The organism is Rhizobium sp. CFBP 8762 (assembly GCF_014841565.1).
Taxonomy (GTDB): domain Bacteria; phylum Pseudomonadota; class Alphaproteobacteria; order Rhizobiales; family Rhizobiaceae; genus CFBP-8762.
Map to the genome: position 1 here is coordinate 208,840 of NZ_JACYUD010000007.1, position 23,764 is coordinate 232,603.

The window sequence follows — 23,764 nt, forward strand, 5'->3', positions numbered from 1 at the left end:
CATAACCATGACCACATTGCCGACAGACGACCAACGGGCACCCGGCCCGCTCGACCCCGCACGTGTTCGCGACCTCGCTTTGCAAATGGTGTCGTGGCGCAGTGAAACCGGCACGCCGGGCGAAGCAACGTTTTCCACGCAACTGGAAACATTGCTGCGCAACATTCCTTATTTTCAGGCTCACCCGGATCACATCCGCAGCATTGCCAGCCACGGAACGCCGCTTACCCATAGTATTGTGGCACTCGTGCGCGGTCAGGGCCGTCACGCCATTGCGCTCACCGGTCACTTCGATACGGTTTCGACGGACAACTATCACGATCTCCAGCCGCTGGCCTGCGACAGTTCCGCGCTTGCAGAAGCGCTGGTGGCGGACCTGTCCAGCCGCGCGCGGTCCGAGCAGGAAGAGAGGGCGCTGAGCGATCTGCAAAGCGGCGACTTCCTGGCTGGGCGTGGTATGCTGGATATGAAGAGCGGTCTTGCCGCAGGCATTGCCTGTCTGGAAGACTTTGCCAGCCGTCCGGAGCGGGACGGCAATCTTCTGCTGATTTTCACCCCGGATGAGGAACGCGAAAGTCGTGGCATACGGTCCCTGCGCGACGCGCTGCCGCAAATTGCGCAGGATTTCGATATCGACGTTTGCGCTGCAATCAACATGGACGTCACCTCGGATCAGGGCGATGGCCGGGAGGGGCGGGCTATCTATGCAGGCACCATCGGCAAGCTGCTGCCGTTCGCACTGGTCATCGGGTGCAGTTCGCACGCCAGCTACCCCTTCGAAGGCGTCAGCGCGCAGGCCATGGCCGCCGGTATCCTCGCGAATTTCGAAGGCAATGCGCGCCTGGCCGATGAGGACGAGACCGACATTTCCCCGCCGCCGATTTGCCTTGAAGCCAAGGATCTGCGCAACGGCTATGAAGTAACGACGCCCGAACGCTTCTGGCTGGCGTTCAACTGGCTGTACCATGCCATGACTGCGGATGCGTTGTTTGCGCGCTTCCAGCAGGAGGTTCTGGAGGGCGCATCCGCCGCCGTTGCGCGTTTCGCCGCGCAGGCTGACGACTACAGTGCACGGATCGGCAAGCGCGCAGGGGCCACGCCCGCCGCGCCGCGGCTCATCACCTTCGACCAGTTACGCGACCTCGCGGCGCAGGCCCTCGGACAGGGCTTTGAAGCAGCCTACCAGACCGAGGAAAATCGCCTCTCCCACATCGACAACCCGCTGGAACTCACGCGTTTGCTCACCAACTGGCTGGTGGATGCCGCCCGTGTATCCGGCCCGGCGATCATCGTCGGTTTTTCCGGGCTGCATTACCCGCCAAGCCGTTTGCACATGAACCAAACGCATGACCGCGCCTTGCATCAGGCTATCGAAAGCGCCCGCACCGCGCTTGGAAACACGCCGGAACGCAGCCTGAGCTGGAAGCCGCACTTTCAGGGCATTTCCGATATGAGCTTTCTCGGGCAGGCCGCGACCGGCAGTGACGTGGTTTCCGGCAATACGCCCATCTCTCGTTTGGTCGACCATCCGTCACCTCAGGCGCTCCGGTTCCCGGCAGTCAATATCGGGCCGTGGGGACGCGAGTTTCACCAGAAGCTGGAACGCGTTCACGCCCCCTATGCCTTTGAGGTTCTTCCGCCGCTTCTGGCCCACATCGTCCACGCGTTTTTGACAGCAGCCCGCCCACAATCCTCAAGGATATCGCTTTGACCATCCATTCCAACCTGAACATCGTCCCCTTTGTCAGCGTCGATCACATGCTGAAACTAGTGCTGGCGGTGGGAACCGAACGGTTTCTGACCGAACTGGCAGAGGTGATCGAAGAGGATTTTCGCCGCTGGGAGCAGTTCGACAAGACACCGCGCGTGGCATCCCATTCGGAGCAAGGCGTCATCGAACTCATGCCCACCAGCGATGGTGCCCTGTACGGTTTCAAATACGTCAATGGTCACCCGAAAAACACACGGGAAGGTCTCCAGACCGTAACCGCCTTCGGCGTTCTGTCCGATGTCGATAGCGGTTATCCGGTTCTGCTGTCGGAAATGACCATTCTGACCGCCCTGCGCACCGCCGCCATGTCCGCCGTTGCTGGCAAATATCTTGCCCGACCCGGCTCCAGAACCATGGCAATTATTGGCAATGGTGCACAAAGCGAGTTTCAGGCTTTGGCATTCAAGGCCATCATGGGCATCTCCACGCTTCGCCTGTATGACATCGACCCTACTGCCAGCGCACGCTGCGCAAAAAACCTTGAGGGTCAAGGATTCACCATTACCATTTGCCGATCCTCACAGGAGGCCGTTGAAGGGGCTGACATCATCACGACTGTGACGGCGGACAAGCAGAACGCCACGATCCTGTCCGACAACATGGTCGGCCCCGGTGTCCACATCAACGGTGTTGGCGGCGATTGCCCTGGGAAAACCGAACTGCATCGGGATATCCTGATGCGCTCCGAAATCTTTGTGGAATACCCGCCGCAAACGCGTATCGAAGGAGAAATTCAGCAATTGCCCGCCGACCACCCCGTGCAGGAACTGTGGGCCGTTATGACGGGTCGCCTGCCGGGCCGCTCGAGTGAACGGGCCATTACGCTGTTTGACAGTGTGGGTTTCGCCATCGAGGATTTTTCCGCGCTGCGCTATGTGCGCAGCAAGCTTGCCGAAACGGGCCTGTTCCTCGATCTCGATCTGATTGCCGATCCCGACGAGCCTCGCGATCTTTTCGGCATGCTGTTGCGCTGCGAACAGAAGCTGAAAAACACGTAACGAGATCGGAAAACTAAAGGTAAGGGCATTCTGGCGGACAGGTGTTCGCCAGAATGCTTTACCCCTCTGCCTGTTCCTTGTTGCGCTTGCGCGTGGCGGCAGCCTTTTTGGCAGAGGCGGAGCGCTCTTCCTTGGTGCGGGCTGCAGAGGCCGCGCCACCCTTGCGGCCGCCCTTTTCGGAGGATGCATGGGTGTCGGGATGGCCACGACCGGAGCCGGACTTGTTGCCGCCCCCGCTTTCCTTGTTCACCGTTGCCCAAGCCCGTCGTTCGGCTTCTTCAGCAGGAACGCCCCGGTCTTCATACCCGTCTTCAATATGCTCGGCCTTGCGCTTTTGCTTGTCCGTATAGGCAGATTTGTCGCCTTGGGGCATCTGATCTCTCCTCAAATATGGGTCTGTTATAACCACAAATTCCAGGAGAGGTTCCCGGTGGTGCGCCTGTCATGGTTAGCCTTAGTTAGGCACGTTGCGCTTCAGCTCCGCCAGCCAGACGCGTCCATTGCCATCGGACGGTGCGCGCCAGTCTCCCCGTGGCGACAGTGAGCCGCCGGACGTCACCTTCGGTCCGTTGGGTGAAGCCGAGCGTTTGAACTGGCTGATCGTGAAGAAGCGGAACAGGAATGTTTCCAGCCAGCGCTTGATAACCGGCAGATCGTAACTCCGGCGATTGTCCTCCGGCATTCCGGCTGGCCAGTGTCCGGCTTCCAGATCGTGCCATGCGTGATAAGCCATGAAGGCCACACGCGATGGTTTCAGGCCGAAGCGGGTGATGTAATACAGGAAGAAATCGTGCAGATCGTAGGGGCCGATCTTGTCTTCCGTGCTCTGGATTTCGCCCTGCTCATTGGCGGGCACCAGTTCGGGCGAAATGGTCGTGCCGAGAATGGCAAGCAGCGTTTCGTTGGTATCATCGTGAAACTCGCCCTTGGACACCAGCCAGCGGATCAGATGCTGAATAAGTGTTTTCGGCACCGAGGCGTTGACGTTGTAGTGGCTCATATGGTCGCCCACGCCATAGGTGGACCAGCCAAGCGCGATTTCGGAGAGATCGCCCGTGCCCAGCACCAGCGCGCCGCGCTGGTTGGCTGCACGAAACAGAAAGTCCGTGCGCAAGCCTGCCTGCACATTTTCAAAGGTGACATCATAGACCGGCTCGCCGCCCGCAAACGGATGCTTCAGGTCCTGCAGCAGTTGCAGCGCCAGCGGCTTGATGTCGATCTCCTCGGCGGTAATGCCGAGATTGCGCATCAGCGACCACGCATTTCCCTTGGTGGCATCGCCCGTGGCAAAGCCGGGCATGGTGAAACCGAGAATATCCGTGCGCGGCCAGCCGAGCTTATCAAAGGCGCGCGCCGCCACCAGCAGCGCATGGGTAGAATCCAAACCGCCGGATACGCCGATGCAAAGACGCGAAATACCGGTGGATGCCAGCCGCTTCATCAGCCCCTGCACCTGAATGTTGAAGGTCTCGTAGCAATCCTGATCCAGACGCAAGGGATCGGCGGGCACGAAGGGGAAGCGGGCAATCGCGCGCTCAAAGCCGACATCGTCCTGCGGCTTCCGGAAATCGAAGGTCAAGCGCCGGAACGTGTGGTTTTCGCCGAGCGTCAGCGTTGCCGCATCGTTGAATGTGCCGGTGCGCATCCGCTCCAGCCGCAGGCGGTCGAGGTCGATATCGCTCACGCACATTTGCGAGCCGGACGGAAAACGATCCGTTTCCGCCAACAGCGTGCCCATTTCATAAATGCACGCCTGCCCGTCCCACGCCAGATCCGTGGTGGATTCACCCGGACCAGCGGCCGAATAGATATAGGCCGACCAGGTGCGCGCCGATTGGCTAGCGCACAGAAGCTTACGCATATCGGCCTTGCCGACCGTGATGTTACTGGCTGAAAGATTGGTAAGAATATAAGCGCCCGCCAACGCCCCGTAATCACTGGGGGGTGCCGGTGCCCACAGGTCTTCGCAGACTTCGACGTGGAAGACAAAATCGGCATCCTGTGCATCGGCAAACAGCAGATCAACACCAAATGGGGCGGTCTGACCGGCAATGTCGATCATCGCATTGCGAATGTTGCGGCCGGAAGCAAACCAGCGCTTCTCATAGAATTCGCGGTAATTCGGCAAATGGACTTTTGGCACCACACCCAGCACGCGGCCCGCATGAATAACCACGGCGCAGTTGTAAATGCGCCCCTGATGACGAAGCGGGGCACCCACCAGCGCCACCGGCAGCAGGTCAGCACTCGCGGCGACCAGATCCCGCACTGCATCTTCAACCGCATCCAAAAGGGCATCTTGCCCCAGAAGGTCGTCAATGGCATAGCCGGACAGGCCAAGCTCGGGAAAGACCATCAGGGCGACATGCTGCGCATGGCCCCGGCGCCAGAGATCAAGCGTTGCGGTGGCGTTGAACGTCGGGTCCGCCACCTCACATTCCGATGTGCATGCCGCGACGCGAACAAAGCCCTGATCATAAATTCCGTGAAAATTCATCGTTGTCCCTTCGCTCCAACCGCCGCAACCCTACCCCGTCTATGGCAGGTGTTCCATATCGTTTGACGTAATTTTCCCAATTGAGAGATTAAGCCCGCGATTTGCTATCGCCCGTTGCATGTTATAGATGGCGACTGCCTGACCCCGGTTACCATGGGTCGGGCTACCTTGAACGGGGGCAGGCATGAGCGAAGACAACGACGATTATATCTATGACGATGTTACCGGCGAATGGCGTCCGGCATCTGAGGTGAAGGCCGCCGGTGCGGCCGCGCTGGACGTGCGCGATGCCTCCGGCACGGTGCTAGCCGATGGCGATTCCGTCACGCTGATCAAGGACCTGAAGGTTAAGGGTGCGGGGCAGACCCTGAAACAGGGCACGGTGATCAAATCGATCCGTCTCACCGATAATCCGGAGGAAATCGACTGCCGCCATGATGCTATCAAGGGTCTGGTGCTGCGGACGGAGTTTGTGCGCAAGCGATAGAAGACGTTGACGGCTGGCGGCTCAGATCTTCCGGGAACCTGCCAGAATCTCTATGGGTGTACCGGTCGGAACAAGAGACCAGATTTCCTGCATGTGCGCATTCGTTACGCCGATACAGCCGTCAGTCCAGTCCATAAGCAAATGAAACGGTGCTAGCATGCCCCAGCCATTGGGCAGCCCGTGGATCATGATGTTGCCGCCCGGGTCGCGGTTTTCGCTTGCGGCAGCCTCGCTATCGGCATTGTTGGGATAGGATATGTGCAGGCTGAGATGCGCAGCGGATTTCGGGTTGCGCCAGTCAATGACATAGCGGCCTTCTGGCGTGCGCTCGTCGCCCTCCTCCCGTTTGTGCCCCTGATTCCAGTGTGAGCCCATGGCTATGGGGTAGCTCTTCAGCACCTTGCCGTCACGCAACAACTGCATCTGCTTGTCGGCCTTGTACACGACAATCCCATCCGCCTGCTGATCGGCTGCCTGTTCCACGGGCGGTGTTCCAGAGCCGATGCGCGCCATCAGTTTGGTGTAGCCAAAGCCAGCCACACCCAGAAAGGCAACGCAAAAGAGCGTGAAGCCGAGTGGGTTCATCCGCATGGTTACAGTCTCCCGGCCTGCGTCAGTTCAGGATAATTGCGTACATGAGCGCGTTGCCCATCACCAGTTCCTCGAACGCCTGCCATGAGGCCAGCGTGATAACCGGCCCTTTCTGCGCATAGGGCAAAGCGTCCTGCCCCTGAATCCAGTCGAGCAGATCGATTGGACGGGGATCGAGAAACATCTGCTTCATGTTGATGCCTGCTCCTTCGCCCAACTGCCAGTAGGGTGCCAGCAGCCGCCCTTCCAGCAGACCTTCCGCATCGGCCAGCACACCTTGCCAGACGGAACTGGTCTGCGGTGGAAATTCCAGTCCCAGCGCCGATGTCTGGCGTGCATTGGGTATCCACTCGGCCTCGTTATCCGTTTCCAGATCCACCAAACGCCAGAATGTCCGGTTTTCCTTCACCATGGCAAGAAAGTGGCCGTGCGCCCGTTGCAGCGCTGCCTTATCCGGCTGCTGGTCAAGAGCGTTTTTCACAATGGCAAACATGTCAGCAACGCCAACGTAATCGAACATGCCCTGCGGCCGAACCGATCCAAGCGCATCCAGTTTCTCATGCGTTTGCATGACGGTTTGTGTTGCTTCTGTCGGATCATAGGCAAGAACGACATGACCAATGCCTGCAATCAGGTTTGTATAGGCTTTCAACCAGTAGACGTCGGCGACGTCAAACCGAATGGCGATAGAAGGTGCTGATGGCGCATCCCCGGTATCTGTTGGTAGCGCCAGCGCCATAACCTCCATAAACCCCTCGCCCCGGTCGCGCGTTGCATTCGCATTGATATCAAACCAGAGATCGGAGGGATCAATTTGCAGACTGAAATCGCTGGATTCGAATACGTCCTCGAGGATTTTCTCAGCCGCCTCCGCCCGGGCTGCGGCCTGCCGAAACACAGTTGCAACGATGGCGGGATCGGAAGGGTCCGGGTTCGGGTTTTCCGGCACCGGCAAACGCAGGAATGGCAGAAACTCCAACTCGTTGGACATGTTGATCCGCCAGCGGGCCTGCAAGGCTTCTTCCGCCGCTCTCAGAATTTCCAGCCCGGCCAGCGCGAAACGTTGATCTGCCGTCAGCGATGTTTCAGCGTGAAGCCGCGCACGCGTGGCCTCGATACCGTTGCGTCCAACCTCCTTGGACAGCCCACTATCGGCAGCAGCCACACTGGAAAACGTGGCGATAATCATCGCGGCGGCAGCCACACACCTGCCAATCGCCGCAAATACCCTCCGCGTCAACCAGTTTGACGTCATGTCGCATCACTCCTGTATGTCTTGCCCGGCGACAAACCCATCATCAACCGTCAGCCGCGCGGCTGACCTGTTGGGTTCCCTGCTCCAGAAAATCAGTAAAGTCGGCAGCGGACATGGGTTTGCCAAACAGGTAGCCCTGTGCCTCGCGACAGCCGTTGTCAGCCAGAAACGCGCGCTGGTCTTCCTGCTCAACACCTTCGGCGATCACTTCCATGCCAAAGCTTTTGGCGAGATAGATGACGACCTTCACCACGGCCGCGTCTTCTTCATCCGTCATCACGTTGCGGATAAACGACCGGTCAATTTTCAGGCGCGTCACCGGAAAGCGCTTCAGCAGGCTCAGAGACGCATATCCCGTTCCATAATCGTCAAATGCGAGATGCACGTTCATCGCGCGGAGATCCTGCAACAGCTTCAACGTGGAACGGTCATTGTGCAACAGAATGTTCTCGACGATTTCCAGCTCCAGATTGTCGGCGGGCAGATGGGTTTGCGCCAGCGCTTCCTCAACAACCGTCGCCAGTTTTCCAGACCGGAACTGGGCTTCGAACAGGTTGACGCCCACCCGGAAATTTGGGTTCATCTCGCGCCAGCGCGCTGCCTGCAAGCAGGCGGTTTTTAATATCCACTCGCCAATCGCCGGAGCGGACGGTTTATGGCTGAGCACATCGATGAATGAGACGGGCGATAAAAGCCCACGCGTCGGGTGGTTCCATCGTATCAGCGCTTCCGCACCGGTTATGGAGCCGGTTTCGAGCAGCACCTGTGGCTGGTAGTACAGCTCGAACTGGCCGGTATCGAAGGCCTGCTTGAGTTCCTTCTCGAAGGCGCGCCGCGCAACAACCACCTCGCGAAACGCCGGAGTAAATACCTCAAAACGGCGTCTGCCACCCGCCTTTGCCTTGTACAGCGCGATATCCGCCGCCCCTAGAAGCTCCTCCGGCTTGAAACCATGCACCGGTGCCAGGGCTATGCCGATGCTTACACCGATATCAACCATTTCCCCGGCAAAGTCATAGGGTTGTGAGATAGCGTCAACCAGCTGAGCCGCAATCGCACTGACAGCATCCACCGTATTGCCAGGCAGCAGAGCCACAAATTCGTCACCACCCAGCCGGGCCACCATAAGCGCGTCGCTACAAATATCGCGCAGTCTTAAAGCCACCTCCTTGAGCACGGCATCGCCAGCCGAATGCCCCAGCGTATCGTTAACCTCCTTGAAGCCATCCAGATCCAGCAGAAGCAGGCTCGCCGGCCTGTTGCTTTCCAGGGTTTTTGCAAGAGTTTCCCGCCATGCCGCCCGGTTTGGCAAATCTGTCAGCGTATCAAGCGACGCCAGACGGAACAGACGCTCTTCATTGGCCTTGCGCTCGGTCATGTCGCGAACAATGGCACCGACACCAGCCGTATTGCCTTCGGGCCAGGTGGACAGAGAAAATTCGGCCGGAAACTCGGTTCCATCCTTGCGCAGGCCAGACAGTTCGATTGTCCGGTTTGCCAGTTCCAGCCCCTTGCCCTGACGCAGACGCGAAATTTCGAGATCGTAGAGCTGTCGCCAGCTGGCGGGAATGATAATATCGGAAGGATATCGCGACATCTCCTCCGCCGAATAGCCGAACAACCGCTCAGCGGCGTGGTTCCAGAACGTGATCTCTTCCCGCGCATTGGAACAGATAATCGCATCGGGCGACGTCGCCGCAATATTCTCAAACCGGGCCTGACTGATTGTGCGTGCGAAATCCAGCCGCCGCATTTCCATACGGTCGATCACCAGCGCAGCCACCTCTTTCAGGTGCTGCCTGTCGTCCTCGCTAAAGAAAAAGCGCGGTTCGCTGTCGATCAGACAGACCGTGCCGATGTTCGCTCCCCCCGGCATCGTCAAGGGCTGCCCGGCGTAAAACCGGATATAGGGGGGCCCGAGCACGAGCGGATTGGACTGGAAGCGCGGGTCTGCCATCGCGTCGGGAACGATCATGACATCATCCTGCATGATGGCGTGTGCGCAGAATGAAATGTCGCGGCTGGTGCCGCAAGGCTCAAAACCCACATGACTTTTGAAGAACTGCCTGTCGCGCTCAATCAAAGAGATCAGGACAATCGGCACCTTGAAAAGACGGCTTGCAAGTTCCGCTAGCCTTTCAAACTCAATTTCCGGCGGCGTATCCATCAAGGCCAAATCTGCCAGGGCACGCAGGCGTTCCGCTTCATTTTCCGGAACGGGATAGCTCTTCACGCTCATCGATTATCGAACTGCCTGCTTGGCTTTCAACGTGTTGAGAGCCTGTTGAACGGTATTACCGAGGTTTTGACGTAAGTTTCCACCCACTTTAATCATTCAAGTGTCATGGAAACAACGAAAACTTATCGTTACCGTTCAAAATATAGAACCAAACAAGTCTTTGAAACATCTTCCTTATACAGTAATTTATACGTATTGACATTCGTCAAAACTGGCGGCGTCGAGATCTGACGCACCCCTGACTATAGTCAGCCGACGTGGTAGCCGCCATCGACCGGCAACGTAACCCCGGTGACAAATTCTGCGGCAGAGGATGACAGGAACAGTGCGGGTCCGACCAGATCCGCTGTCGTGCCCCATCGCTTCAGTGCGGAACGTTTGGCAATATTCGCCTCAGAATCCGGGACCGACCACAAGGCTCTGGTCATCTCGGTACGATGATAGCCCGGTGCGATGGCATTCACGCGCACCCCGTCTTGTCCGTATTTATGCGCAAGCGCCCGCGTCAGGCCCATGATTCCGGTCTTGCTGGCGGTGTAGGCAGGCACCGTTTCGTCGGCGAGATAACTCAGCATGGACGCTATATTGATGATTGATCCTTGTGATGCCTTGAGCAGGGGATAGGCTGCACGCGACAGGCGCATGGCACTCGTCAGGTTGATGTCGATCACATCCAGAAACGTATCCTCGTTCCATTCGGCATCCGGTCGGGCAACGCCCTGACAATTGACCAGCACATCCAACCGGTCCATATCGCGGAAGAAAGCGGTGACAGCATCGTTGTCGCGGACATCGAGCAAGCCGAACGTCAGTTGGTCCGACGTGTGCTTCTCGGCCAGACCCAACCGTTCCCGTGAACTGCCGGTCGCGATGACACTGGCGCCCGCCTGCGCAAAACCTTGCGCAAGAGCAAGCCCTATGCCGCCAGTGCCGCCCGACACAACAACCCTGCGCCCCTCCAGAAATCCGGCTCGAAATGCCTCAACGTCTGTCATCATGTCGTATCCCCGGCAGGTTCATGCGTTGCGGAAATCCAGCGATACTGAAAGCACACCGATGCTACCAGCATACGTAGCCCCCATCGGCCAGGACGATCGAGCCGGTCATCAGGCTGGCGGCGTCGCTGGCGAGAAACAGGATGACGGAAGCCACCTCGTCCGTCTTGCCAAGCCGGTTCATCGGTGTTCCACCCACCCAGTGGCGGTACATCTCTGCGTCTTCATAGACGTATTTGTTCATTTCAGTGTCGATATAGGTCGGCGCTACCGAGTTTACGCGCACGTTGCGTCCGCCCCATTCCGCCGCCAGCGATTTGGTGAGGTGATGCACCGCTGCCTTTGAGGCATTGTAGTTTGCCTGTTCCTGTGGACGGTTGACGACAAAACCGGACATCGAGCCGACATTGACGATAGAGCCGCCGCCCTGCTTGAGCATGGTATGGCCGAACGCGCGGCAGCACCAGAAAACTCCGTTCAGATTGACATCGATGACCTTGTTCCAGACGTCATCGGCCATGGTTTCCGCCGGATGGTTGGAAATCGCTATGCCAGCGTTGTTGACCAAGACATCGACTTTGCCGTGACGGGCCAGAATCGCATCATGAACCTTCTGAACCGAGGCAACATCCGTCACATCCAGCACTTCGCCATCCACGTCATAGCCCTTGTCTTTCATGGCAGCGGTGGCCGATGACAGCAGATCCGGATTCATATCTGTCAGCACCACGCGGGCCCCGGCCTCCGCCAGCGCTTCCACCGTGGCAAGGCCAATGCCTCGGGCTGCGCCGGTGATAACGGCGACTTTGCCGGTCAACTTGAACTTGTCGAGATACATGATGCTATCCTTGAAATGAAATGCGGGCCAACGGCGACATGCTCATCCGGGGAGCCGGTCGAGGTCGTCGTACAGCGATTGACTGTGGACATAGAGCTTCTCGAAGAAGGCCTGCATGGGCCGATAGATCTCTGACCACTCCGGGTCCGGCTCCACCTGCTCGCTGTAGCGGACATAGGATTCGGCTGCGGCCTCAACGGACGCATACAGGCCGGTTGCGGCGGCAGCCATGATCGCACAGCCGACAATTCCGCATTCTGCTTCCTCCGGCACCAGAATGGGAAGTCCGTAGACACTCGCCTTGATTTTCAGCCAAAGCGCGGTTTTTGCGCCACCCCCGGACGCAACTACTTGGCTGATCGGGTCACCGGAAATGCCGTCGAGAATGTTGATATGGCGTTTGACCGCAAAGGCCACCCCTTCCAGCACGGCGCGGTGCAAATGCGCCAGACCATGGCCCGCACCAATGCCGAAAAACTGCGCGCGTGCATTGCGGTGGTCGCCGAGGCGCTCCCCGGCAAGGTATGGCATGAAGAACAGACGCCCGGAACCCGCCGGTGCTTCGGCTGCCTTGGCAACGATATCTTCGTAAGATGCCTGCTTGTCATGAAAGGCGCGCCGCGCCCAACGCATGGCATCGCCCCCCGATTCCAGCAGCATGAACGCAGCCCAATTACCATCGACGGTGCCACAGTTGGAAACAGCAGCATTGAGCAGCGGGCGTCTGGCGATGGCCGTGATGATTGCGGACGTGCCCATGACTTCCGCGCCAATACCCGGGCGGCAAACGCCTGAGCCGAGCAAGGCCACGGGGTAGTCCGCGCCGCCGACGATCACAGGCGTGCCCGCGCGCAAGCCGGTTTCAAGCGCGGCCTCAGCGGTGACGGAACCGAGAATGTCCGTGGGGTTGCGCAATGGTGGCAGTTTGGCGCGGTCCAGTCCAAGCAGACCGATCATGCGGTCCGACCATTCGCCCGTTTCCGGGTTCATCAAAAAGCTCGCCCCGCCATCGTTGCGGTCCATCGCGATTTCGCCGGTGAGTTTCAGGTTGACGAAGTCCTTTGGCATCAACACGGCAGCGGTTCTGGCCCAGGCTTGGCGGTCGTTGTCGCGCAGCCATTGCAACTTGAACCCCGGCCAGGCAGGGGTCGCGGGATTGGCGCTGTCAGCAAGATAGGTTTCAGGCCGATGCATCTTTTCGAAGGCCTCGACATAGGCCACGGTGCGCTTGTCATTCCAAAGGGGGGCGGTGTCACGCGCCAGTTTTGCCTGATCGTCAACCAGCACGGTGCCGTGCATCTGGCCGCAGGCCGAAACGATGGAGATGCGCGAGCGCGCATCAGGCACCGTATCCAGTACCTGCCGAATGGTGCCAACAACACCGTTCCACCAGTCGGCCGGACGCTGCTCGGCCCAACCGAATTGCGGCACGATCTGTTCGTGCTCGCGGGTGGCAATGGTCAGCACCTTGCCGTTGGTATCCACCAGCGCAGCACGAACACTGCCGGTGCCAACGTCAATGGTCAGAAAAAGCTCGTCACGCGTCATTCTTGCACCTGTCGCTGTCGTGTTTATTTCCGCAGCCAGTTGGACGCATATTGCAGAAGCATGGCACCGATGATGATGCAGCCCATGAACACCTGCTGGTGATAGCCGGGAACGCGGGCCAGATTCATCATATTGGCGATGATACCGAGTACAATGACGCCGATGAAGGTGTTGAATGCACCGCCGCGGCCCCCCATCAGGCTGGCACCGCCAATAACAACGGCGGCAATCGCGTCGAGTTCGGCACCGACGCCAATATTGGCGGAGCCGACACCGGTCCGGCTCGATGAAATCATCCCGGCGGCGGCCGCCAGTACGCCGGATATCACATAGACGGACATGATGTAGCCCGCGACCGGAATGCCCGACAAACGAACCGCTTCAGAGTTCGACCCGATGGCCTTGACCAACCGGCCATACCGCGTGAACATCAGCACGGTGCCCGCAATCAGGAACACCACGGCCATCAAAAGGACCGGATAGGGAATGCCAGCGAGCGACCCCGAGCCGAAAGCGGTCATGGCGGCACCACTCTCACCCATCACAATCGGCTGTCCCCCGGAAAAGATCATTGAAGCGCCACGGGCGATAGTCATCACGGCCAGTGTTGTCACAAAGGGCGGAAGTTTCAAATAGGCAACGAGAATACCGGCACCCGCACCACAGGCAGCCCCGGCCAACAGCGCGGCTGCGACCGAAAGCCCCGTGCCGTATTGCGGTATCAGGATCGCCGACACCACGCTGCCAAGCGCTGCAACCGAGCCCACCGACAGGTCGATGCCACGCGTCAGGATCACGAACAACATGCCGACGGCCATCAGGCTGGAGCCTGAGATCTGGCGCAGCACGTTCAAAATGTTGCGTTCCGTCAGAAAAACATTGGACATGGACGCAGCAACGATGACCAGCACAACCAGAATGGCGATCGTGCCGTATCGTTGCAGAATCCGGCTGACATTGACGGGCGGACGGGACGGCTTGGCAGTTTGAGCAGTGTCTGAAGCGTTTGTCATGGCGATACCAATTCGTTTGCAGTTGCCGCGACAGGCGGGCGGGCAGTGCTTGCCATGGCAAGCTTGAGAAGTTTTTCCTCGGTGTAGTCGTCGGGTTGCAACTCGCCTGCCAGTTCCCCCTCTCGCATGACCAGAATGCGGTCACAGAGGCCGAAGAGTTCCAGATGCTCCGATGAAATGACCAGAACGGCACAACCTCTGGCAGCAAGGGCGCGGATCAACGAATAGATTTCCGTTTTGGCCCCGACATCGACACCGCGTGTGGGCTCGTCGAAGATCAGGATATTGCCGCCGGCATGAAACCACTTGGCCAGCACGACCTTCTGTTGATTGCCGCCAGACAGGCTCGATGCCGGATCGGCAAGACTGCCCGCCTTGATACGCAACTGTTTGGCCAGACTGTCGACCACGTCGACCTCCTTGCCACGGCGCATGAAGCCGAACGCGTTGACCAGAGGCGAAAGCCGGGCCATCGTCGCATTGATACGAATGGGGAAATCGAGAATAAGACCCTGTTCCTTCCGGTTCTCCGGCACGAGGCCGATGCCCGCACGGACCGCATCGCCGGGTGAACGGATGATCTTTTCCTGACCGCTCACGAATATCCGGCCCGAATGGGCGCGCTCCGCGCCGAACAGCAGCCGGACGAACTCCGTGCGACCCGCCCCGACCAGTCCACCGAGGCCGACGATTTCGCCCGCATGGAGGGTCAACGACACATTCCGGATACGGGAGGCATCGGACAGGTTCTCCACCCGCAGCATTTCCACGCCGGGGCTGCGCGCCACGTCGTCGCCGAACAATGCCTCCAGCGAGCGGCCCACCATCATGTGGATTACGGTGTCGATCCCGACATCGCGGCGGTCGACGGTCGCAACAGACGCCCCATCCTTCATGACCGTGATGCGGTCGGCAATGCGAAACACCTCGTCCAGCCGATGGGAAATATAGATGACACCCACGCCGCGATCGCGCAGCGTGCGAATAATACCGAGGAGGCGTTCGGCATCCTGCACCGACAGCACGGCGGTTGGCTCGTCAAACACCATGACGCGCGCGTTGCGCGACAGAGCCTTGGCAATTTCAACCACCTGCTGGTGCGCGATGGACAAATCTCCGACCGTTGCGCCGGGATGAATGGAAAATCCCAGACTATCGATCAGGTCACGCGCCCGGCGGCGTAAATCCCGCCAGGAGATGACACCGGGGATTTCAGCCAGAAAAATATTTTCCGCGACGGTAAGATCGGTCGCCAGCGCCATTTCCTGATGGATAATGGCAATGCCTTTGTTCATGGCATCCGATGGCGAGCGAAAATCCTGCACCTCACCGCCAATGGTGAGCGTACCGGCATCAGGCGTATATTCGCCACCCAGAATACGCATCAGGGTGGACTTGCCAGCACCGTTTTCACCCAGCAAAGCATGCACTTCACCCGCACGCAGCCCGAAATCAACGCCCTGCAGGGCGCGCACGCCACCAAAGGACTTTCGGATGCCATTCAGTTCTACAGCATTATCCATGACGACATGGCCTTGAGACGAGCGGAAATGGACCGCAATCGCGGTCTGTGCAAACCCGGCAGGCGTTTTCGCCTGCCGGTGAGAGGGGCCTGATCGGACCTTGGATGTGCTCTAGAATACGGCGTCGGCTTTCAGATACGTGTCGACGTTATCCTTCGTAATTGCCATCGGTGTCGTATAGGTGATCTTGGGGGTATCGGATGGCAGCGTTCCTTCAAGCGCCTTCTTGGCCATATCGACAGCGGTGGCCGCCACGATAGCGGGGTCGTTCAGCCCCGTAACCGCGTAGGAGCCCTGCTTGATCATTTCCAGCGCTTCCTTCTGGCCATCGGCAGCAGCAACCAGCGTGACACCATCAAGTCGGTTTGCCTGCTCCAGCGCCTTCTTGGCGCCCAGCACCATGGAGTCGTTTTCTCCCAGCACGACGTTGATGTCAGGGTTTGCGACCAGCAGGTCTTCCATCGCCTTCAGCCCGCCCTCATGGCCCCAGGCACCCCAGCCTTGGCCAACAACTTCAAAACGGGCACGGCCTTCGTTGACAAGCTGACCTTCCAGCAGGCCAGCCAGCACGCCGAGGCGACGCTCCTGTCCGACTTCGTTGCCCTTGTCACCCGAAATGAGTGCGATTTTTAGATCCTTGCCCTTGGACTGGCTTGCAAGCCACTGGCCGACGAGCTGGCCGTTCTGGGTGTTGGATGACTGAACCAGTGTTACGAAATTCGCCGCAGGATCCAGTGTCGAGTCGATGACGAAAACCTTGACACCGGCGGCTGTGGCGGCGTTGACTGCCGGAACCATGCCCTTGGAATCGCGGGGGTTGATAATCAGCGCGCCAATGCCCTGCGCAACCATATCTTCAACGTCGGCGATCTGTTTGGACAAATCATTCTGAGCATCCGTGGTAATCACTTCACAGCCAATCTCCTCCGCGTGTTTCTTGGCCGAAACCTCCTGCGCGGCAAAATAGGGTGCGTCGAGCGTCTTCATCGAAACGCCGATCTTGCAATCCGCAGCTTGTGCCGAACCGATTGCCAGAAGCGACACTGCGGCCGCAAGCGCCAGATGATAAGCAGTCTTCTTCGTGCGTGTCATGGTTTTCTCCTCCGAGGGTAACGCACCGGGTCAATCGTTCGAGCCAGATGGTCTGCCTGTAGCGTAATTACATAATTTTTTATCGTCAATGATAATTTGGATAAATTATCACGATATATCGCAGAATAATTCGTCCTAAGCCCACTAATTAGTCGCTTGCGCGTATCTCTTCTCTCATTTATGTATTTTAATTACACAAATTGGAGCCTTTAGAATGTTGAGAGAACCAGTTGCCAGCGTAATCGACGTGACCACGGGCGCAATGAGCGGCAACACCGGGCGCTATGAAAAGAAATTGAAAGATCTCGCCGGCATGTATGAGGACCAGGCCGCGTACGAAACGCTGGCTGGCCGCACAGGCGAACAGGTCGTTTACGCCGTTGAGGATTTCCAGCCCGGCAGCCATACCGGCGATCTGATCTACGGAATCACGCGCATGATTCCCGGGCGGGTGGGCCGCGAGTTTTTCCTCACGCGTGGCCATATCCACGCAAAGGCCGACCGTCCGGAGATTTACTACGGCCAGCAGGGCCGTGGCCTCATGCAGCTGGAATCCCCTGCGGGCGAGACCAGAATTGTGGAAATCGGCCCGCAAACGATCTGTTACGTTCCACCATACTGGATTCATCGCTCCATCAACGTTGGCGATGACGTGCTTGTCATGGTGTTTGCCTATCCATCCGACAGCGGACAGGATTATGGCATTATCGAAGCCTCGAAGGGCATGCGCCACCGGGTCATGGCCACGGAGAATGGTGGCTGGGAATTGACCGAAAATGCCGCCTATCTGCCGCGTGACGCCGCAACCGCCGCCGGTGTCATGAAAACCTACGCGTAAATATCAGGGAGTTTATCCATGCAGAATCCGATCGATCTGATCGCCAGCCTTGGCGTCGTGCCCGTGATCGCCATAGAACGCGTATCGGACGCGGTGGCGCTTGCCGATGCGCTTCTGGAAGGTGGCCTGCCCGTTGCCGAGATCACCTTCCGGACGCAAGCCGCCGCTGATGTGCTGTCAACCATGCGCGAGGCACGTCCCGAGCTTTGCATCGGTGCAGGCACCATTCTGGACAAAGCCAATCTCGACCGTGCCATGGACAGCGGAGCCCGCTTCGGCCTTGCTCCCGGTTATGATCCGGCCATCGTGGACGCGGCAAAAGCGGCGGGCCTGCCCTTCTGCCCCGGCATTTTGACGCCGTCAGATCTGACGCTTGCGGCTGCCCGTGGTGTTCGACTGGCAAAATTTTTCCCCGCGGGCATTGCCGGAGGACCGAAGGCTTTGGCCGGAATTTCTGCGCCATTTGCCCATCTCGGTATGCGCTTCATCCCCACAGGCGGGGTGACGGAGGCAACAATCGGCGACTGGCTGGCCCTTCCCCAGGTGGTGGCCATTGGCGGAACGTGGATAGCCAAAACAGAGGACATTCGCGAAGGCCGGTTCAAGGACATTGCCCGCAACGCAGCCGATGCCGTTCGTGTGGCCAGACAGGCACTGGAGAAGCGCGCGTGAGCACCTATCAACCCGCTACCCAACCGACGCTCTATTTTATTGGTGTCACCACCGCCAAAAGCTCGATCATGACGGTCTTTCCGGCCTGGGCCGAGTTCCTCGGCCTGAAGGATGCCGTGATCAAAGGGATCGACTTCAAGCTGCACGACGACCCCGCTGCCTATCGGGAGGCTGTCAAATTCATTCGCGACGATCCGCTGTCCTATGGCGCGCTGGTAACGACGCACAAGATCGACCTGTTTCGCGCCTGCAAGGATCTGTTTGACGAAATCGACCCCCATGCGACGCTGATGGATGAAACAAGCTGCATTTCCAAGCGCAACGGCAAGCTGATCTGCCACGCCAAGGACCCCATCTCGTCCGGCCTGTCGATCGACGGTTTTCTGGGTGACACCTATTTCGAGCGCACAGGGGCGGACCTGTTTTCAATGGGGGCCGGCGGCTCGACTATCGCCATCACGTGGCATCTGATGCGCCGCAGCCGTGGGCAGGATGTGCCGGGGCGTATCGTCGTCAGCAATCGCAGCCAGCATCGGCTGGATGAGATCCGGCGTATTCATGCAGACGTTGCGAGCGATGTACCGGTGGACTATATTCTGGCGCCGGAGCAACGCGATAATGATGCGGTTCTTGCCACGCTGAAACCCGGCTCGCTTGTCATCAACGCGACAGGGCTTGGCAAGGATGCACCCGGCTCTCCTTTGTCCAGCGCCTGCACCTTCCCGGAAAAAGCGGTCGTGTGGGATCTGAACTATCGCGGAGACCTGATTTTTCTCGATCAGGCCCGCCGTCAACAAGCGGCTCGTTCCCTGCAGATCGTGGATGGCTGGACATACTTCATTCATGGCTGGACTCAGGTGATCGCCGAGGTCTTCAACGTTGACATCCCGCCATCTGGCCCGGTTTTCGATAGTATTTCGGACATTGCACGCAAGGCGGCTGGACGATGAGTGTCAACGCAAGGATTCTGGTCACGCCTCGCTCACTCACCGCCGAGCCTCATCCCGAAGTTGAACGGTTGAAAGACATTGGCTACGATATCGTCTATTCCCCGGCTGGCGCCATGCCCACCGAGGAAGATTTGTTGTCGCTGGTGCCGGGCTGCGTGGGTTGGCTGGCGGGCGTGGAGCCCGTAACGTCCCGCATCATCGAGGCGGCACGTGACCTGAAAGTCATCAGCCGCAACGGTGTGGGGATCGACAATCTTCCCGTCGATATCCTGTCGAAGAAGGGCGTCAAGATCATGACCGCCGACGGTGCCAACTCCCTTGGCGTCGCGGAACTGACCATCGGCCTGATCTTCAGCGCCCTGCGCTCCATTCCCCATGCGGATGCCGGCATCAAGGCGGGCCAGTGGCCGCGGCTTCGCGGCTTGGAAATTCGCGGCCGCACCGTGGGCATCATCGGCTGCGGAGCAATTGGCCGTGAGGTCGCGCGCATCATCGTGGCGCTGGGCGCGAGAGTTCTGGCTTATGACCCCGTCCGTCCCAATCTGGATCTTCCCGGAGACTGCTTCTCCTATGCCGAGGTTGACGAGATTGTCAGCACTGCTGATATTCTCTCCCTGCACTGCCCGCTGCCCAAGGATGGCACGGCCTTGCTGGGGCGTGAGCGTCTGTTTGCCGCCAAACCCGGCCAGATCCTGATCAACACGGCCCGCGCCAGACTGATTGACGAGGATGCGCTGATCGAGGCGCTGGATTGCGGACAGATCGGGTATTATGCCACGGACGTCTTCGAGCCGGAACCGCCGGAATCGCTCAGGCTTGCCGGTCATGCCCGAGTTGTTGCAACGAGCCACATCGGCGGCTTTACCGCCGAAAGCGTTGATCGCGCCACGCGCATTGCCGCAGACAATCTACTGAGCGCTCTGCGCCATGAGAGCGCTGATCGATCATCAGATCGGGCGCTTTAACGCGATATATTCAGAGCATCATCTCGTCGATCCTTGCTTCGCTCCGGTAATATCAGGCTTCAAAGGACGAACAAATGCCCCCTATTTTGACCGAAACGGCATTCGAAGGGACGCTGTTGAACGCCCTGCTTTCGCGACCTTCGGCAGTTCCTGCTATCTACTGGCTGGGGCAAGCTGGTTTCATCATAGATATCGCTGGCTGCCGTCTGGTCATCGACCCCTATCTGTCCGACTCACTGGCTGACAAATACAGGGGCACCCCAAGGCCGCATATCCGCATGTCGCCAGCGCCGATCACGCCGGAAGACCTTCAAAACGTCGATTACGTGCTCTGCACCCATGCCCATACCGACCATATGGACCCCGGCACTTTGCCACTGCTTCTGGCTGCCAACCCGAACGCGCGCCTTATCGCGCCCAGAGCTGTAAAGGCGCAGGCTCTGGAGCGTTCCGGGATTGAGCACAATCGCCTGATGCTGCTCGATGCTGGTGAGAAACTTGCCCTTGCGGAAGGGCTTGCGGTAACGGCGACGCGCGCGGCCCATGAAACGTTGGACCGCGATGGCGACGGCAATCATCGCTTTCTAGGCTATTGTGTTCAAAGCGCTGCCGTCACTCTCTGGCATTCCGGCGATTGTATTCCTTTCGATGGTCTCATCGACGAGGTCGGCCTGCTCCACCCCGATATCGCCCTGTTGCCGGTCAATGGGCGCAGACCGGAGCTTTCGATGAATGGCGTTCCGGGCAATTTCACGCTGGACGAAGCGGTTCACGTTGCAAGCTCCGTGGGCGCGGGTGCTCTTGTTGCGCATCATTACGGACTGTTCGAGTTCAACACGCTTGCCCCTGACATTATCGATCTTCGATCACAATCGCAGACAGCGCCGCGTCTTGTGCGCGCACGGCACGCGATTGTCCTTCATGTATCCAATCCAGACTGATTGAAAATCCATTCCGAAACTCGAGCCGATGCTGTAACATAAGCGGGTAAGGCTGAAGGATACTGACTTTATGGACATGGATACGCGCACGGAAAGCCGGGGCCTCGGTGGCAGCAACATCATTGAGATCATCCGCAACCTGCGGCCTGACCTGCGCAAATCGGACAGAAAAGTAGCCGATGTCGTGCTGGACGACCCGCGCCGTATTCTTAACGCTACGGTCGGGGAAACGGCCGCCATGGCAGAGGTCAGCCAGCCGACGGTGTTACGCTTCGCCACCGCCATTGGCTGTTCGGGCTTTCCCGATTTCAAGATCCGCCTGGCCCAAAGCCTCGCATTTGGCACCCCGGCCACCCACTCGGTGCTGCTGGACACGGACAGCCCGGACATTGTGACTGAAAAGATCTTCGACTACACGATGACCAGCCTGGACTGGGCACGCACGCGGCTGGACAGGGAGTCTCTCAACAAGGCCATCGACATCCTGACCAACGCCAAGTCGATAGTCTTTTTCGGCTTCGGCGCGTCTGGTATTGTTGCCCGGGACGCGCAACAGAAGTTTCCCCTGTTTGGTGTTCCCTGCGCGGCGGAACTGGATTCGCACCAGCAGGTCATGGTGGCCTCTATGATGAAGCCGGGCGAAGTTGCCTTCGTCATATCCAACACCGGCACCACGCGCTCCATCATCGAGATTGCCCGGATCGCCCGCGACAACGGAGCCACAATCATTTGCCTGACCGGCTCAGACTCGCCGCTGACCAGCTATTGCGATGTTTCACTGATTGTCGAAACACTTGAAAATACCAACATGTACACGCCGACCATCTCGCGCATCGCTGCGCTCGTCATCATCGATATCCTCTCCACCAGCGTCGCCATGCGCCGCCCCGCCGACTACCAGTCGCGCATTCATCAAATGAAACGCCAGTTGACCGATATGCGGCGGATGCAGCCGCTGTGACACGAGGGCTGCCCCACTGTTCGCTCCGCTCGTTAGCGCAGAGTCCGACCCTGTCGATCCTTCGCCTGCGCCTTTCCGACGAGCAGCACGGAAAGCAGCGTGATGAAGCTGAAGCCTGCGGTAATCAACGCAACCGGCCAGACGGAGCCCTGCCAGGCGATGAGCGCAGTCGCAACCAACGGCAGCGGTCCGACAAGCAGCGCCCCGGTCACTTCACGCGCGAATGCGATGGCGCTGTAGCGCACATGCGCGGGAAAAATATCGCAGTAGAACGAGGGTTGCACACCGAAGGTTGACCGGGCGCCAATGGCATGGCCGATGATGATCAGCACCACCGCCGTCCACGGCGTACCCGCGCCCAACATCTGGAAGTAAACAAGCGAATACAGTGTGGCGAACGCTGCTCCGATGGCCATGACCGGTCGGCGGCCAAATCGATCCGAGAGCGCGCCAAACAGAATGCAGGTCACCGCACCAAAAACACTGGAAAGCATGACCCCCGTCAAAATAACGTCCCGGGGAAAACCGAGTTTGGCCGTTGCGTAAGACAGGGTGAATGTCTGGAAAACATAGGACAGATTCGGCGCAAGATTGGCACCCATGGCAGCCAGAACCGTGCGCGGGTGATCGCGCAGCAGTTCAACAATCGGCATACGCGTTTCCTTACGCTCCGTTTTGATCTTCACGAACTCCGGCGATTCCGGCACGCGATTGCGGATGTAAACGCCCAAGGCCAGAACCCCACCGCTGAGCAGGAATGGAATTCTCCAACCCCAGGCCATAAATTGCTCGTTCGGCATAAGGGAAAACAGCGCAAAAACGCCCGCCGCCAGGATTGTCGCGACATCAACCGCTGCCGCCGGAATACTGGCATAGAACCCCCGACGGTTGGGAGCCGCCTCCGCAGCCATGACGATGGCGCCAGCATATTCTGCACCGGCACCGAGACCCTGAATGAGACGCAGCACGACCAGCAGGATCGGTGCCCAGATACCCACCTGACTGTAGGTCGGAAGCAGGCCGATCAGCGTCGTCGTCACCCCCATCAGCATCAGCGTCAACAGAAGCACGGGTTTGCGGCCGACGCGATCTCCCATCCACCCAAAGAAGATACCCCCGACGGGGCGTGCGAGAAAGCCGACCGAGTAAGTGGCGAAAGCCGCAATCGTCCCCGTCACCGGGTCGAACTGGGGAAAAAACAGCGTGTTGAAAATCAAGGCTGCAGCCGTTGCGTACAGGATAAAGTCATACCACTCCACAACCGTGCCCACGGTGCTTGCCAGAATGGTGCTGGTCAGTTGCCGGCTTTTTTCCGGCTCGCTTGCAAGTGTCAACGTCCCTACTCCTCAAGAAATATTGCTGCCGTGACCCATCACGACACGCCCCCCACAAACCGCCCGGTGCAATCACTGCTGTTGGCAGCGATCTCAAGACCGACTGCAAACTACCCGTTGTTTCGGCAATGTCCATAGTGAGCGCTAACATTTTTGAGCGATTTCGGTAGACGCTACTTCAAGAGCGATAGTTTAGCGACTTGTCTGAATTGCACAAATAATTTACGCAAATTGCTTTGATAACCGAATGAATTTG

General features: G+C 58.7%; 21 protein-coding genes. 9 read left to right on the forward strand and 12 right to left on the reverse strand.

Annotation, left to right across the window (positions count from 1 at the left end; genetic code table 11):
- Positions 1-7: 7 nt before the first annotated feature.
- Together IFT84_RS16440 and IFT84_RS16445 are read left to right on the forward strand one after the other, a co-directional pair.
- Entirely contained in the window at positions 8-1,711 is a 1,704-nt protein-coding gene (locus tag IFT84_RS16440) for a M20/M25/M40 family metallo-hydrolase (protein ID WP_244651249.1), read from the forward strand.
- The gene (locus IFT84_RS16445) at positions 1,708-2,769 is read left to right on the forward strand and encodes an ornithine cyclodeaminase (protein WP_192121293.1); all 1,062 of its coding nucleotides are present in this window, start codon (positions 1,708-1,710) and stop codon (positions 2,767-2,769) included. The genes IFT84_RS16440 and IFT84_RS16445 overlap by 4 nt, the downstream gene beginning before the upstream one ends.
- A 58-nt stretch (positions 2,770-2,827) precedes the next feature.
- On the opposite strand, the gene IFT84_RS16450 is transcribed toward IFT84_RS16445, so the two are convergent.
- Together IFT84_RS16450 and IFT84_RS16455 are read right to left on the reverse strand one after the other, a co-directional pair.
- Positions 2,828-3,142 (reverse strand): plasmid stabilization protein, encoded by a 315-nt coding sequence (locus tag IFT84_RS16450; RefSeq protein WP_192121295.1) that lies wholly within the window; start codon positions 3,140-3,142, stop codon positions 2,828-2,830.
- Between the two features lie 81 nt (positions 3,143-3,223).
- Positions 3,224-5,266 (reverse strand): NAD(+) synthase, encoded by a 2,043-nt coding sequence (locus IFT84_RS16455; RefSeq protein ID WP_192121297.1) that lies wholly within the window; start codon positions 5,264-5,266, stop codon positions 3,224-3,226.
- A gap of 184 nt (positions 5,267-5,450) precedes the next feature.
- On the opposite strand from IFT84_RS16455, the gene IFT84_RS16460 reads away from it, so the two are divergent.
- Complete coding sequence (locus IFT84_RS16460; RefSeq protein ID WP_192121299.1) at positions 5,451-5,753, forward strand: alkylphosphonate utilization protein; 303 nt, start codon at positions 5,451-5,453, stop codon at positions 5,751-5,753.
- A 21-nt stretch (positions 5,754-5,774) separates the two neighbouring features.
- Here the strand turns inward: IFT84_RS16460 and IFT84_RS16465 are convergent, their stop codons facing one another.
- The 9 genes from IFT84_RS16465 to IFT84_RS16505 form a co-directional block, all read right to left on the reverse strand.
- On the reverse strand, positions 5,775-6,344 hold the full coding sequence (locus IFT84_RS16465; RefSeq protein ID WP_192121301.1) for a L,D-transpeptidase family protein: 570 nt from the start codon (positions 6,342-6,344) through the stop codon (positions 5,775-5,777).
- A 22-nt stretch (positions 6,345-6,366) separates the two neighbouring features.
- Positions 6,367-7,599, reverse strand: coding sequence for a hypothetical protein (locus IFT84_RS16470; RefSeq protein ID WP_192121303.1), 1,233 nt, complete (start codon positions 7,597-7,599; stop codon positions 6,367-6,369).
- A gap of 43 nt (positions 7,600-7,642) precedes the next feature.
- Positions 7,643-9,838 (reverse strand): putative bifunctional diguanylate cyclase/phosphodiesterase, encoded by a 2,196-nt coding sequence (locus IFT84_RS16475; RefSeq protein WP_192121305.1) that lies wholly within the window; start codon positions 9,836-9,838, stop codon positions 7,643-7,645.
- Positions 9,839-10,086: 248 nt separating this feature from the next.
- On the reverse strand, positions 10,087-10,836 hold the full coding sequence (locus IFT84_RS16480) for an SDR family NAD(P)-dependent oxidoreductase (protein ID WP_192121307.1): 750 nt from the start codon (positions 10,834-10,836) through the stop codon (positions 10,087-10,089).
- Positions 10,837-10,897: 61 nt separating this feature from the next.
- Positions 10,898-11,671, reverse strand: a complete 774-nt coding sequence (locus IFT84_RS16485) for an SDR family NAD(P)-dependent oxidoreductase (RefSeq protein ID WP_192121309.1) — start codon at positions 11,669-11,671, stop codon at positions 10,898-10,900.
- 42 nt (positions 11,672-11,713) lie between these two features.
- Complete coding sequence (locus IFT84_RS16490; RefSeq protein WP_192121311.1) at positions 11,714-13,219, reverse strand: xylulokinase; 1,506 nt, start codon at positions 13,217-13,219, stop codon at positions 11,714-11,716.
- Between the two features lie 23 nt (positions 13,220-13,242).
- Positions 13,243-14,232 (reverse strand): ABC transporter permease, encoded by a 990-nt coding sequence (locus IFT84_RS16495; RefSeq protein ID WP_192121313.1) that lies wholly within the window; start codon positions 14,230-14,232, stop codon positions 13,243-13,245.
- Complete coding sequence (locus IFT84_RS16500) at positions 14,229-15,755, reverse strand: sugar ABC transporter ATP-binding protein (protein ID WP_192121315.1); 1,527 nt, start codon at positions 15,753-15,755, stop codon at positions 14,229-14,231. Before IFT84_RS16500 ends, IFT84_RS16495 begins: the two co-directional genes overlap by 4 nt.
- Before the next feature lie 111 nt (positions 15,756-15,866).
- Entirely contained in the window at positions 15,867-16,847 is a 981-nt protein-coding gene (locus IFT84_RS16505) for a sugar ABC transporter substrate-binding protein (protein WP_192121318.1), read from the reverse strand.
- Between the two features lie 214 nt (positions 16,848-17,061).
- Here IFT84_RS16505 and IFT84_RS16510 point away from each other — a divergent pair, with 214 nt between their 5' ends.
- From IFT84_RS16510 to IFT84_RS16535, 6 genes are all read left to right on the forward strand, one after another.
- Positions 17,062-17,685, forward strand: coding sequence for a glucose-6-phosphate isomerase (locus tag IFT84_RS16510; RefSeq protein WP_192121320.1), 624 nt, complete (start codon positions 17,062-17,064; stop codon positions 17,683-17,685).
- Positions 17,686-17,703: 18 nt separating this feature from the next.
- Entirely contained in the window at positions 17,704-18,357 is a 654-nt protein-coding gene (gene eda, locus IFT84_RS16515; protein WP_192121322.1) for a bifunctional 4-hydroxy-2-oxoglutarate aldolase/2-dehydro-3-deoxy-phosphogluconate aldolase, read from the forward strand.
- Positions 18,354-19,307, forward strand: a complete 954-nt coding sequence (locus tag IFT84_RS16520; protein ID WP_192121324.1) for a shikimate dehydrogenase — start codon at positions 18,354-18,356, stop codon at positions 19,305-19,307. The genes eda and IFT84_RS16520 overlap by 4 nt, the downstream gene beginning before the upstream one ends.
- A complete protein-coding gene (locus IFT84_RS16525; RefSeq protein ID WP_192121326.1) occupies positions 19,304-20,272 on the forward strand; it encodes a phosphoglycerate dehydrogenase in 969 nt (322 codons plus the stop codon). The genes IFT84_RS16520 and IFT84_RS16525 overlap by 4 nt, the downstream gene beginning before the upstream one ends.
- Positions 20,273-20,346: 74 nt before the next feature.
- A complete protein-coding gene (locus tag IFT84_RS16530; protein WP_192121328.1) occupies positions 20,347-21,213 on the forward strand; it encodes an MBL fold metallo-hydrolase in 867 nt (288 codons plus the stop codon).
- Positions 21,214-21,283: 70 nt separating this feature from the next.
- On the forward strand, positions 21,284-22,174 hold the full coding sequence (locus tag IFT84_RS16535) for an SIS domain-containing protein (RefSeq protein ID WP_192121330.1): 891 nt from the start codon (positions 21,284-21,286) through the stop codon (positions 22,172-22,174).
- Positions 22,175-22,206: 32 nt separating this feature from the next.
- Here the strand turns inward: IFT84_RS16535 and IFT84_RS16540 are convergent, their stop codons facing one another.
- A complete protein-coding gene (locus tag IFT84_RS16540) occupies positions 22,207-23,508 on the reverse strand; it encodes an MFS transporter (RefSeq protein WP_192121332.1) in 1,302 nt (433 codons plus the stop codon).
- Between the last annotated feature and the right edge of the window lie 256 nt (positions 23,509-23,764).